A 12,426-nucleotide genomic window follows, 5' to 3' on the forward strand; every position below is an offset into this window, starting at 1 on the left:
TACAACGCACGGAGTTACGGAAATGTTCCCGTGAAAGTTGATGAATGTCAATAGGGTAATTTTGCCATGCAAATATAATGTTAAGAAAAACTGCCGCGACTAGCATTCTATGAGAACTGTAAAGGGTCCATCATTGACGGATGCGACCTCCATCATCGCTCCAAATTGTCCCGTTTCGACCGTCAAGCCACGATTGCGCAAGTTCTCGACAATTTTTTCTATGACGGGTCCGGCCTCTGGGCCCGGAGCCGCGTCTACCCACGACGGCCGCCGTCCCTTCTTTGTCGCCCCCATCAACGTGAATTGGCTAACAACGAGCACCGGGGCGCCAGCGTCGACAGCGCTGAGCTCGCCATCCAGAATGCGCAGCTCCGCAATCTTGCGGGCCATCGTTTCCCAAGCATCGGCAGTGTCCTCGCGGCCAACACCTACGAGCGCCAAAATGGCGCCGGTATCGCCTCCGTCAACGTGGCCAACAACGGAGCCGTCGACAGTGACTGACGCGGATTTAACTCGGGTGAGAACGGCTTTCATTTACTGTTTATCCTCCAAGAGCTCGGCGGGGAGAATCAGACCATGGCGAACCAAGTCAACGACGATGGGAACTAGGGCGTCCTTGATTGCAGGGACTTCGGACTCATCAAAGGCTCCAAACATTGCCATGATGTCGATGACGGAGCCCAGGGCAGCTTCGGGATGCAGTGCACCCAGGATGGTTGCGACGGACTCATCGATTGAGTGTGTCCAGGCGGGGCCGTCGGTGCGTGAGATGCGCGTATCGAACTCAGTGAAGCCCTGGCCGCTGTCGACGTCGGCAAGCGAAACGCGTTCTAAGGCGACGCCGGGTCGCACAGTAAAGGCAGCTTCGAGGATGGTGTTAGCAGTTTGTGCGCGAAGCCATTCGGCGCGGCCGAGATACTCCTGGGCTTCGGCGCCGAAGGGAGCGGCCAAAGGCTGCGGCATTTCTTCGCACACGGCGGAAGTCGGGCCGGCAATGCGTTGGACTGTGATGTAGCCGAACCCGATGCCTGTCACGCCGCTGTTGCGGAAGTGCTCCAGCCAGGCACGGGAGCGCTCGCAGCCTTCTGGGCTGCGGGGGTCGATGGACTCGTCTCGAAGCCAGGTGCCGATGTATTCCGCCGGCGTGGCGACATCTCGTTGTGTTACCCACACTTCGAGGCCTTCAGCAGGGAGCCAAGAGGCGATGCGCTGTTGCCAACTTTCGCCTTCGATATGGGCCCAAGCACCGAGCAGATGCGCCGTGCCGCCGTCGGTGAGATGGTCGGCCAGACCGCGGATCATAAGTTCGGTGGCACCGTCCAGATTCAATCCTGAGTCACGGTAAACATGTTCCACACTTGGCAGCCCTACGACGAACGGCGGGTTCGCCACAATGCGGTCAAACTTCTTGCCTGCAACCGGTTCAAACCACGAACCTTCGACGGCCTGCGCCTGGTCGAAGCCATTTGCGGCGAAAGTAGCGCGGGCAAAAAACAGCGCCCGGGGGTGAATGTCCGTCGCGACAATCGACTTTGCATCCGGCTGGGCAAGACTCTGGACGCCACAACCGGCACCGAGGTCGAGTACGGATTCCACCGCCGAGGTCGGCGAAATATCGAGGAGGGAGCGGGAAGCCCGCCCTACGCCCAAGACATGATCGGGTCCAGGAACGTGATCGCTCATAGAGGCATCGCGGTCGGAAAAGACAATACGGTCGACTCCCGCAATCTCGACCGGGCGCACATCGATACACACCTGTGCGTTGGTGGCGGTGCCGGCAAGTATGCCGCTGCCCAGTAACTTGGCTGTCAGCTCAGCCCCAAATAGCTGCTGTGCGTCGGCGAAATCGCCCAGGATGAAAAGACGCAACGCGGTCACAGTGTCCGCAGAAACGCCCTCAGTTTCGGTAAGTAGAACATCGACAACGCCGGGCTCACCGCGGTCCAGCGCGGCCAGTCCCTCGGCGCCTAGGACTCGACGCAGTGACTCACTGGAAAACTCAAGGCGCCTGAGCGCGGTGGCAAATTCCTCCGCACAGTCGACAAAATCACGAAGCTGCTGATCAGTCGGTGGGGTGAAGGTGGAGGGGGAAAAGGTCATCGTAGGCACTACCTTCGTCGTAAAGCGGGGCGGAGGGGCTAGTTAGGGGAGCTTGACGACGAATCGTCGTCTTCCGGCATATCGATGACATTTGCGTCATCGAAGGGATTTGAGGTGGTCTCGTTACCGGACTGCGTCGGTGCGTCGGTGTCTTCGGTACTGGCGGCAGAACCGAGCGCGCGCATCTCTGCTTCCTTGAGGGCGCGCTGGCGTTGCTGCTCCTCCCATTTGCGGTTTTGCTCGCGTACAACTCCAGGCTTGTAGACGCGCGGCTTACGCTTGTCAGCGGGTTCTCCAACGCCATTGGCGATGACAACCGCGATCCACGGCATGGGTACGGAGACGACCATGAGAATCGCTGCAATCCACGGCACATCCCACCACAGATAAAAAGCGCCGGAAAGAAGCAGCAGCGGAATGCGAGACCATTGCAGAGCCGCGTAGACGTGGCGGCGGTGGTCATAGTTGCGAATCCGAGAGCCGCGGGCGTCGGTAATCAACGCCGCGTCTTTCTTGCGTCGCCGGGAACTTCCGCGTTTCGGCAGCGCGGAGTCGCGACGGTCATTGATTCGCGCCATGGTTGTCTAGCATACGCCTGTGGCGTGGGGTCGTCTCAACTAGCTATGCCCGTTGCAGCCGCATGCTCGCGTAGTCACAGCGATGTTGCAGGTGGCTGTGGAAGGCAGCAGTCTGCAGCGGCCAGCACCTGGGTCGCTAGGCATAATTTGACCGATGGGGCACAATTGGAATCTGTGAGCACTCCATTGAAGACGACAAAGACGATTGAACGCACCGATACCCGCGTCGATGAGTCGACGAGGGACGACACTCCGAAGTTCTTCCATTACGTCAAGAAGGACCAGATCGTGAACTCCGCGGTCAACGGCTCCTACGTCGTTGCTCTGTGCGGTGAAACCTTCCCTGTGAAGAAGTCGGCGAAGCCGGGTTCACCGGTATGCCCTGACTGCGAGCGGATTTACAAGTCCCTGCGTCGCAAGTGAGCGGGCTTCGTAAATGGCAGCAGGAGGCTCTCGACAAATACCTGGCGACTAACCCCAAGGACTTCCTTGCAGTGGCGACACCGGGCGCAGGTAAGACGACCTTCGCCCTGCGTATCGCCAGTGAGTTGCTGTCGCGCCGGATCGTCGAGCGCATCATCGTCGTGGTTCCCACTGAGCACCTGAAAGTGCAGTGGGCTGCTTCCGCTGCTCGTTCGGGGATTGCGTTGGATCCCAAATTCACCAACGCCAAGGGTGTGGTAAACCCCTCCTACCAGGGAATTGTTGTGACCTACGCCCAAGTCGCAGTGCATCCGTTTAAGCACCATGCCGTAGCCACCGCTCGGCCGACATTGGTGATTCTGGACGAGGTGCACCACGGCGGCGATGCCAAGAGCTGGGGCGACGGTATTTCCGAAGCTTACGGCGATGTCGAACGCCGCCTGTGCCTAACTGGTACGCCGTTCCGCTCCGATGACGCAGCGATTCCGTTTGTTCGCTACTCGCCGGACGGCGATGGTTACTCGCGTTCCGTCGCCGATTACACGTACGGCTATTCCAATGCGCTTGCCGACGGCGTCGTGCGCCCAGTGGTCTTTTTGGCTTATTCCGGTGAAGCTCGCTGGCGTGATAGCGCGGGTGATGAGTTCGCTGCGCGACTGGGCACCGTGATGAGCCCAGAGGAGACCACGCGTGCTTGGCGCACCGCGCTTGACCCAAAGGGCGAGTGGATGCCATCTGTGCTGCGGGCAGCGCACACCCGGCTCTCGCAGATGAGGCAGCATATCCCGGACGCGGGTGGCCTGGTTATCGCCTCCGATGCGGCAACTGCCCGTGCGTACAAACGCATTCTCGAGCAGATTGCCTCTACGCCGGTGGCGTTAGTGCTCTCGGATGAACCGGGCTCGTCGGAACGAATCAAGACTTTCTCCGAGTCCACCGATGAGTGGATGGTAGCCGTGCGCATGGTCTCCGAAGGCGTGGACGTGCCGAGGCTGGCGGTCGGTGTGTACGCGACAAGTTCCTCGACTCCGCTATTCTTCGCGCAGGCTATCGGACGATTCGTGCGAAGCCGCATGCCGGGGGAGACTGCTTCCGTCTTCTTGCCGTCGATTCCGGTGCTGCTCGACTTGGCCTCGCAGATGGAGGTGCAGCGCAACCACGTGCTCGGCAAGCCGGATCGGCCTTCGGAGGGCTGGGAAGATGACTTGGTCGCTGAGGCCAATCGCCGCAAGGATGAGCCCGATGAATTGCTGCCGGCCTACGAATCCATTGGCGCGGATGCTGAACTCGACTACCTCATCTACGACGGCTCCTCCTACGGCACCGCAACCGTTGCTGGTTCCGCCGAAGAGGCCGATTATCTGGGTTTGCCAGGGCTTCTCGACGCCGATCAGATGCGACTCTTGCTGCGTCAGCGGCAGGATGAACAGCTTAAAGCCGCCAGTGCCCGAGAGAAGGAAGCCCGCGAGGAGGCGAGGGAATCGTCGTCAAGCGGGGGCGAAGGGGGCGCGGTGCACCGGATTGAGGGATCGGCGTACCCAAGGCCGCAGAAGGTGGCCAGTGAGGTGTTGCCGAAGTTGCGGAAGGAGCTCAATACGCTGGTGTCGATGACAGCGGCGCGAACCGGTAAGCCACATGGTCAAGTGCATAACGAGGTTCGGCGCGCCTGTGGTGGCCCGCCGACTGCGCTATGTACGGAGGAACAGTTGCGTGATCGCATCAGCTACCTGCGTAATTGGTAGGGTTTCAAACGAACTGAGCAATCTATGGTGGAGAGAAGAATGTCGGCAAGCAGTGATAAGTCGAGGCCGTCAGAATTGACCGGCGGTGGTTTGTCAGCTGTACCAGGCAATGACGGTCGGACTATTGGCGTGCTGGCACTGATCTTTGGCGTCGGCGGACTCTTGATGTCCTGGATGATTGTTGGTGGCATCCTCGGTGTCTTTGGCATTGTTCTGGGCATCATCGCGATGGCGAAGGCAATGAGTGCCAAGAAACGCGTGCAGGCAGCCGGGGGAGACGCGGTCATCAGCGGTTCGTTCGGATTGGGCGTGGTCGGCATTGTGACGGGTATTGCAGCCGCCGTGGTGTCGCTGATGCTGTATTCGTCGACATCAGATGCGATGTCGAAGTGCGAGAAGTTCGAGCGCACCTCTGGAGAGTATGCCGAGTGCATCTCTAAGCAGATGGGTACTGATCAGCCAAAGAAGCAATCGGAGTGAGTTCGGAAGCGACATCAATGGCGGTCTTACTTTGTGCCCGGAGTTTTCGGTCAACGCCAGATACGCAATCAGGAAATGAGCTAACCCCGTAATCCACCCCCGAAGCCCAACTGCCTGCAGTTTCGGCCGGGGGTTTCTTAGTGAAATCTCATATTTGGCCGAGTGTTGGTAATGATATTGGTGTCAGAAAGTACCCACATTTGGCATCCCCTACATGCGGTAAACGTTTGAACATGCGTGCAATACAGGATGTCTGCTGATTATTAAATAGGAGCGTGAATCGTGGCAGCGACATCTACGCGCGATAACTCCCCGGAACTGTCACCTGGCCAACAAGACCGTGGATACCTCAGCCGAGAGCTTTTCCGTAAGCGCACCGGTCTAGGACTCGGTATCATCCTGGCCCTGCTCGTGTACTTCTTTATGCCGGCTGAGCTCGATCACAACCTGCGTGCAACCGCAGGTGTAGCAGTGCTTATGGCCGTGTGGTGGATGTCCGAGGCTATCCCGATTGCCGTTACGGCTCTGCTGCCGCTGGCTCTATTCCCGATTCTCAACCTCGCGGAGATTAAGGATTTCTCGGGCAAGTACACAGACCCGACCATCTTCCTCTTTATGGGCGGCTTCCTGTTGGCGCTGGCGATGCAGCGTTGGAACCTCCACAAGCGCGTCGCATTGTGGGTTCTGGTGCTCATGGGGTCGTCACCAAAGATGCTGATTCTCGGCTTCATGGTGGCTACTGGCTTCCTGTCGATGTGGGTCTCCAACACGGCCACGGCCGTGATGATGCTGCCAATCGGTGTGTCCGTCCTGAGCCTCATTGTCCGAATGCTGCACGATGAAAAGGTTGCTGCAGAGGATACGGGCTCTGCGAGTGAATCCGTCGCTGAAACCCCCGGTGGGGATGCGCTGGAGGAGGCCGAGGAGTCGTCGTCAAGCTATGACCCGATGCCAAAGTCAAACTTCGGTATCGCGCTGATGCTGGGTATCGCTTACGCGGCATCGATTGGTTCGCTGGGCACCATTATTGGTACTCCTCCGAACGCTATGCTGGCGGCCTACATGGCGGAGCAGGGAGTCAATATTGGGTTTGGCCAGTGGATGCTGCTCGGTGTCCCGGTGGCGGTTGTGCTCATGCTCTGTGCATGGTTCCTGCTGACAAATGTTGTGTTTAAGCCGGAGATTACGCATATTCCAGGTGGGCGCGAACTCATGCGTGACGAGTTGAAGCGCCTTGGCCGTATGTCGACTGGAGAGCGCCGAGTGCTCCTGGTGTTTATCGCGGCGGCACTGGCGTGGGTCTTTGTTCCGGTGCTGCTGCCCGACACCAAGATTGCCGATGCGGTTATCGCAATGACCGTGGGTATTGCGCTGTTCATTATTCCGGGCGGTCCTGATGGCGTTAAGCTTATGCGTTGGGAAAATGCGTTAGAGCTGCCGTGGGGCGTGCTGCTGCTGTTCGGTGGTGGCCTCGCACTGTCCTCGCAGTTCGGTGCCTCTGGGCTGTCGGACTGGATTGGCGAGCAGCTGTCTACTCTCGGCTGGATGCCAGTGGCTGCACTCGTGGTTGTCGTCGGCGCCGTTGTGCTGTTCCTGACCGAGTTCACCTCTAACACCGCGACGGCCGCGACCTTCCTGCCGCTGGTTGGTGCGATGGCAATCGGTCTGGGCCACGACCAGATGATTTTCGCCGTTCCAGTTGCACTGGCAGCTACTTCGGCCTTCATGATGCCGGTTGCAACACCGCCGAACGCCATCGCCTACGGCTCCGGCTACGTCAGCATGGACAACATGGTCAAGGCCGGTGTTTGGCTGAACGTCGTCGCACTGATCGTGATTTCTGTGGCATCGCTGACGCTGCTGCAGTGGGTATTCGGCGTCGTGTACTAGCTGGGTATGTAGTAGCCCGTAGTGGATGGTGGGGCAGCGCGCTGAACCGCCACCGGACTGCTTCGCCTAGCGTTGCTCAGATACTCCTTCGCCCCGTTCCACTTCGGTGGTCCGGGGCTTTTGGCTGCAAATGTGAAACTGTGTGAGTTTATGACACTTTCAGGCCATTTTTCAGGCTATTTTTGACATAAACGCAGTCAGTAACTCACTAGCGCTGACACCAAAAGAAGAATCGGGCTTGAATAAGGTGTGAAACCTCATTCAAGCCCGATTTTTCTAGTCAAGCAGTTAGCCCCTGAACAACTCCAGGTTAAAGCTTTACTCCAAGTAGTCGCGCAGCACCTGCGAACGCGATGGGTGACGCAGCTTGGACATCGTCTTGGACTCGATCTGACGGATGCGCTCGCGTGTCACACCGTAGACCTGGCCAATCTCGTCAAGCGTACGCGGCATGCCGTCGGTAAGGCCGAAGCGCAGGCGGACGACACCGGCTTCACGTTCGGAGAGAGTCTCCAGAACGTCGCCAAGCTGGTCCTGGAGGAGCGTGAAGCTGACGGCGTCCACAGCGATGACTGCCTCTGAGTCCTCAATGAAGTCACCGAGCTGGGAGTCGCCCTCGTCACCGATGGTCTGGTCCAGCGAAATGGGTTCACGAGCGTACTGCTGAATCTCGAGAACCTTTTCCTCGGTGATGTCCATCTCCTTAGCGAGCTCTTCCGGAGTGGGCTCGCGGCCCAAATCCTGGAGCAACTCGCGCTGGATACGGCCGAGCTTATTAATGACCTCAACCATGTGAACCGGAATACGAATGGTTCGAGCCTGGTCGGCCATTGCACGAGTAATTGCCTGGCGAATCCACCAGGTTGCGTACGTGGAGAACTTGTAGCCCTTGGTGTAGTCGAACTTCTCGACGGCGCGAATCAGGCCGAGGTTGCCCTCCTGAATCAAGTCGAGGAAAGCCATGCCACGGCCGGTGTAGCGCTTTGCCAGGGACACCACAAGACGGAGGTTGGCTTCGAGCAGGTGATTCTTGGCGCGCTGACCGTCACGAGAAATCTCGCGCAAGTCGCGCTTTTGAGCGTAAGCGATGCGCTCGCCGGCTTCCTTGGCCTCGTCAATCTTGTACTGCGCATACAGACCGGCCTCGATGCGCTTTGCCAGACTGACTTCTTCCTCGGCAGTCAGCAGCGCGACCTTACCAATCTGCTTGAGGTAGGCGCGGACAGAGTCGGCGGAGGCGGTGAGGGCAGCATCTTTGCGGGCCTGACGCAGACGAGCGGACTCGTCCTCGTTCCAGACCTCGTCGCCCTCGTCCTCTTCATCCTCGTCTTCGTCCTCGTCGTCCTCTTCTTCATCATCGTCGAGGTCGTCGTCTTCGAGGTCGTCATCATCCAGATCGTCGTGAAGATCATCGTCTTCGAGATCATCATCCAGATCCGGGTCGTAGTCCTGCTCCTGCTCCAAGTCGTGGTCGAGTTCCTCGTCCTCGAGCTCTTCGTTCTCAGTTGCGTCGAGAGCTTGCGCGTCCTTCGCCTTCGCTGCAGCAGCCTTGGCCGCGGTGGCCTTCGCAGCCGTTGTCCGCTTAGTTGCCTTCTTGGCGGCGGCCTTACGCGTGGTTTTCTTAGCGACGGACTTCTTGGCCGCCTTCTTCACGGTCTTCTTGGCCGCTGCCTTCTTAGCGGTCGTCTTCTTCGCCGCAGTTTTGGTAGCAGCCGTCTTTTTGGCAGCAGTCTTCTTCGCGGCAGTCTTCTTTGCCACGGTCTTCTTCACTGCCTTCTTGATGGCCTTCTTTACAGCCTTCTTTGCAGGAGTAGCTGAACCGGTGCCACTCCCGGTGGATTGGTCCTGAGCTTGCCCCAGTTCGTTGCCTGCCACGAACGCCCTTTCACGATGTACGTTGTGTGCGCCGCCAAAGCCGCCGCCAGCTTCTCTCGGTCGAAGAGAAGCTCAACGCGCCAGTGGTGCGCCTTTACTTCGTCTATAGCCAACTAGCCGAATGGAAAACATTCAGAGCTGACCTTTTCGTGCCACGGTCATCAGTGTTGCTTTCTGGCTCCTAGCGAAGAAGTAATCGGTGAAAATCCTCATCGAAGCAGTGCGCTGGAATTCGATTTTCCCAATCCTCCTCGAGCCTGTTGATTATTCAACCTTGCCGTGAGTCAACTTCTTATTGTAAACCAATTCTTAAAATCGCCGCCACGGGGCATGGCTTCAAGCACGTGTCACGCCCGACACGTAGCTACCAATCCCCATATAAGAAATGAAAGTGGTTAAGGGTAAAGTCCCTGGTCAGCTGCAAAGGCGGCGCCAGCAATACCCGCATTATTATCCAGACTTGCGGGGACAACTGGAGTCTTACATGTCAACAGCGGAATCCACTTTTCGTGTTCGCGACTGATTCCGCCGCCGACGATGATCCGTGACGGCCAAAACAGTGCCTCGTAGGTCTTAAGCACCTTGCTCACGCGCTCAGCCCACTCTTCGAAGCCGAGCCCCTCCACATCCTTAACTCTCGCGGATGCAAAGTGTTCGGCCTCCATGCCATCAATGATGAGGTGGCCTAACTCCGAATTGGGGTAGAGCAGTCCGTCATGAATAAGCGCGGAGCCGATGCCTGTACCAAAAGTTAGCAACAACACGGCGCCTGTCTTATTGCCCGGATCGCCAAACTGGACTTCAGCGAGGCCGGCAGCGTCAGCGTCGTTAAGCACGTGCGCCTTGTTGTTGGGCAGGTATTTAGCGAAGAGCTCTTGGCAGTTCGTATTAACCCAAGAACCGTCAATATTGGCGGCCAGCAAGGCAATCTGATTCTGTACGACGGACGGAATCGTGATGCCGACATCGGAATCCCACTTCGCAATGTCCACAATTTCTGCAATGGTCTCCGCAACCGCTTCCGGAGTTGCCGGCTGTGGCGTGAAAATCTTAATGCGGTTGCCAATAAGCTGCCCAGTATCAAGATCCACGCGGCCCCCTTTGATTCCAGAGCCTCCGACGTCGATGCCAAATCCAATTCGTTGTCCCATAGCTCAAATTGTACGAAACAGACACAATGGGGGCATGAGCATTAACTCGCGTGGCACCGAACAACTCGCTAGCAGGGCAGATAATAGGGGGTTTAGTGCGTCGAATAGCCCCGGTTCCGTGCGACCCAGCGTCAGGGATCTGCGTGACCGCGCGGTACTTATCGCCCGCGCAGCCGCGGCGCACATCGCCAGTCGTCGGGTCGAACTCGGCTCCGATGGCGTTTTAGCAAGTTCCGAAACGAAGTCCTCAGCTGTAGACCCCGTCACCGTTGTCGACCGTGAATCTGAGGAGCTCATTCGTTCGCTTATCAAGACGTTTAGCAGCTCTGACCGCATTTTGGGCGAAGAAGGCGGGCTTGACGACGGCGCGAGTTCCCCAGCGCAGGCTGCCAACGAGGGCGAAGCGGTGACCTGGATTGTAGACCCCATCGACGGTACGGTGAATTTCCTCTACGGCATGCCCAATTTTGCTGTGAGTATCGCTTGCGCCGTAGGCGATGAGGTAGTGGCGGGTGCAGTGGCAAATGCGTCCTCGGGAGAGATTTACAGTGCAGCTAAGGGAGAGGGCGCTCAGGTTTCTCGACGGGACGGCACTGTGCAGACGCTTAGTTGTTCCCCAACGGCCGAGCTGGAAAAGACACTTGTGGCAACGGGATTCAGCTATTCCGCTAGTCTCCGGCAGGTGCAGGGCCGGATAGCGTCGCAGTTGCTGGGGGAGTGTCGAGATATTCGGCGCATGGGATCGGCGGCGCTGGATTTGTGCATGGTGGCGCACGGCCGTGTTGATGCGTATTACGAACACGACATCAAGATTTGGGATTATGCAGCTGGTGCTCTGATTGCGGCTGAAGCAGGCGCAAGGATTAGGGTCCCGGAATTCACTCAGTGTGCCAACGTTACTGGCCGGCCGGAGGGAGACCCGCTCGACTTTGGTGTCGGTGCGGCGAACTCTGAAGTTGCCGATGCGTTCTTCGAGGCATTGGATGGTGCTGTCGCGCAGGCTAGGAATTAGTGCGTCGGTCTAGGAGCAGGTGCTCGAGCCTAACGAGCTCAACCCCTCTAGGTCGGCTTGTTCGCCACGGTTCAATGCGGACATCGTTTCCTCAACCTGGCTGGCTACTTCGAGATCCTTAAACCCCTTACCCAAGGACACATCGACGGTTGCATCCGGCCGACCATCGTGGATGAGCTCAAAGCAGGGGAAAAGAGCGTGAAGCGCTGCGGCGTGGCCATTGAAGTCCTCGCCATAACGCAGCTGGCCGAAGCAACCGAGGTCTTGGTTTTCCACAATAGGGTCGTTGCCGTAGGGAACCTGCTCATCGAGGACAAAATCGAGCTGCCGCAATTGCTCGGCGACGGTTGTAGCCTGGCCGACTTTGCCGTTGGCATTATAAACGCGCACATGAACATCCGACGGTGGAACGACGTGCTCTCCGATTAGCGTGGTGGAGGAAACAGGGGGCCCAGCCGCGGGGAGGGAACAGGACACCGGATAACTTGCCGGTTGGCTGCGGAATGCCAACACCCACAACGTAGCGGCAATCACTACAGCAACGACGGAAACCACCACGTAGGGAACAATTTTTCGTCGATGTGACGTGCTCGAAGTGCTCGCGGGGCCTGAACTCATAGCCATCATGTTATCCTCTCCTCGGCTTATTGGCATAGAAACCTATTTTGACCTGCAGAGATGACAGATTGCGTGAATTGCCTTAATATCCGCTGAGAAAGGCGCTGGAGAGTACAGGGTGTCAATCGTCTCAACGCGTTGTATTCTCCGAGAAAAAGTCAGTTCACAATGTCTAGCAAAGGTCCAGAAAGAAGGTTTGGGACATGGCTGTAAACTACGATGCCCCGCGTACTCGTGAAACCGAAGAGCTGGAGACCGATTCCCTCGAGGGCCTTCAGGCTGCATCTGCTGAGAAGGAAATCGACGACACTGACGACGGCGAAATTGTTGAGCCGTTCGAGTTGCCGGTTGCCGACATCGCGGGTGAAGAATTCGATATGGATGTTGCCCCGAAGGGGGAGGATGAATTCACCTGTGGCTCCTGCTTCATGGTGATGCACCGCTCAATGATCGCAATCGATAACGGCGATGGATTCCCCATCTGTCAGGACTGTGCCTAATCCCCGCACAGCCGGGATAGCTTCCTAGGAAAAAGGAAAACCGCCACTACCACGGTT

12 protein-coding genes are annotated in these 12,426 nt (G+C 57.9%); 6 read left to right on the top strand and 6 right to left on the bottom strand.

All coding sequences use genetic code 11. The features are described from left to right. Positions 1–99: 99 nt before the first annotated feature. Genes dtd through QP978_RS03225 form a run of 3 tightly spaced genes read right to left on the bottom strand, consistent with a single transcriptional unit; the run spans position 100 to position 2,678 of the window. Positions 100–534: a D-aminoacyl-tRNA deacylase gene (gene dtd, locus QP978_RS03215; RefSeq protein WP_016422645.1), complete on the bottom strand. Its 435-nt coding sequence runs from the start codon at positions 532–534 to the stop codon at positions 100–102. Further along, positions 535–2,100: a DUF7782 domain-containing protein gene (locus tag QP978_RS03220; RefSeq protein ID WP_016422646.1), complete on the bottom strand. Its 1,566-nt coding sequence runs from the start codon at positions 2,098–2,100 to the stop codon at positions 535–537. 38 nt (positions 2,101–2,138) lie between these two features. Further along, on the bottom strand, positions 2,139–2,678 hold the full coding sequence (locus tag QP978_RS03225; RefSeq protein ID WP_016422647.1) for a DUF3099 domain-containing protein: 540 nt from the start codon (positions 2,676–2,678) through the stop codon (positions 2,139–2,141). A gap of 174 nt (positions 2,679–2,852) precedes the next feature. On the opposite strand from QP978_RS03225, the gene QP978_RS03230 reads away from it, so the two are divergent. From QP978_RS03230 to QP978_RS03245, 4 genes are all read left to right on the top strand, one after another. After that, positions 2,853–3,101, top strand: a complete 249-nt coding sequence (locus QP978_RS03230) for a DUF3039 domain-containing protein (protein ID WP_005509477.1) — start codon at positions 2,853–2,855, stop codon at positions 3,099–3,101. Continuing rightward, on the top strand, positions 3,098–4,843 hold the full coding sequence (locus QP978_RS03235; protein WP_048733265.1) for a DEAD/DEAH box helicase: 1,746 nt from the start codon (positions 3,098–3,100) through the stop codon (positions 4,841–4,843). The genes QP978_RS03230 and QP978_RS03235 overlap by 4 nt, the downstream gene beginning before the upstream one ends. A 90-nt stretch (positions 4,844–4,933) precedes the next feature. Then, positions 4,934–5,323 (top strand): hypothetical protein, encoded by a 390-nt coding sequence (locus QP978_RS03240; RefSeq protein ID WP_284856836.1) that lies wholly within the window; start codon positions 4,934–4,936, stop codon positions 5,321–5,323. 282 nt (positions 5,324–5,605) lie between these two features. Further along, on the top strand, positions 5,606–7,213 hold the full coding sequence (locus QP978_RS03245; RefSeq protein ID WP_070606661.1) for an SLC13 family permease: 1,608 nt from the start codon (positions 5,606–5,608) through the stop codon (positions 7,211–7,213). A 318-nt stretch (positions 7,214–7,531) separates the two neighbouring features. Here QP978_RS03245 and QP978_RS03250 read toward each other — a convergent pair whose 3' ends face one another. After that, positions 7,532–9,088, bottom strand: a complete 1,557-nt coding sequence (locus QP978_RS03250) for an RNA polymerase sigma factor (protein WP_049193023.1) — start codon at positions 9,086–9,088, stop codon at positions 7,532–7,534. A gap of 395 nt (positions 9,089–9,483) precedes the next feature. Continuing rightward, entirely contained in the window at positions 9,484–10,239 is a 756-nt protein-coding gene (gene ppgK / locus QP978_RS03255) for a polyphosphate--glucose phosphotransferase (RefSeq protein ID WP_069358722.1), read from the bottom strand. Between the two features lie 118 nt (positions 10,240–10,357). Here ppgK and QP978_RS03260 point away from each other — a divergent pair, with 118 nt between their 5' ends. Further along, entirely contained in the window at positions 10,358–11,251 is an 894-nt protein-coding gene (locus QP978_RS03260; RefSeq protein ID WP_239660062.1) for an inositol monophosphatase family protein, read from the top strand. Between the two features lie 9 nt (positions 11,252–11,260). Here the strand turns inward: QP978_RS03260 and QP978_RS03265 are convergent, their stop codons facing one another. Further along, entirely contained in the window at positions 11,261–11,869 is a 609-nt protein-coding gene (locus QP978_RS03265) for a LytR C-terminal domain-containing protein (RefSeq protein WP_168161654.1), read from the bottom strand. A gap of 203 nt (positions 11,870–12,072) precedes the next feature. Here QP978_RS03265 and QP978_RS03270 point away from each other — a divergent pair, with 203 nt between their 5' ends. Beyond that, a complete protein-coding gene (locus QP978_RS03270) occupies positions 12,073–12,369 on the top strand; it encodes a DUF4193 family protein (RefSeq protein WP_016422655.1) in 297 nt (98 codons plus the stop codon). The last annotated feature ends 57 nt before the right edge of the window (positions 12,370–12,426 follow it).

The organism is Corynebacterium sp. MSK035, assembly GCF_030232615.1.
GTDB lineage: Bacteria > Actinomycetota > Actinomycetes > Mycobacteriales > Mycobacteriaceae > Corynebacterium > Corynebacterium jeikeium_D.

Coding starts and splice junctions, on each gene's coding strand:
- dtd (WP_016422645.1), bottom strand. CDS start 534: ATGAAAGCCGTTCTCACCCGAGTTAAATCCGCGTCAGTCACTGTCGAC.
- QP978_RS03220 (WP_016422646.1), bottom strand. CDS start 2,100: ATGACCTTTTCCCCCTCCACCTTCACCCCACCGACTGATCAGCAGCTT.
- QP978_RS03225 (WP_016422647.1), bottom strand. CDS start 2,678: ATGGCGCGAATCAATGACCGTCGCGACTCCGCGCTGCCGAAACGCGGA.
- ppgK (WP_069358722.1), bottom strand. CDS start 10,239: ATGGGACAACGAATTGGATTTGGCATCGACGTCGGAGGCTCTGGAATC.
- QP978_RS03265 (WP_168161654.1), bottom strand. CDS start 11,869: ATGAGTTCAGGCCCCGCGAGCACTTCGAGCACGTCACATCGACGAAAA.
- QP978_RS03270 (WP_016422655.1), top strand. CDS start 12,073: ATGGCTGTAAACTACGATGCCCCGCGTACTCGTGAAACCGAAGAGCTG.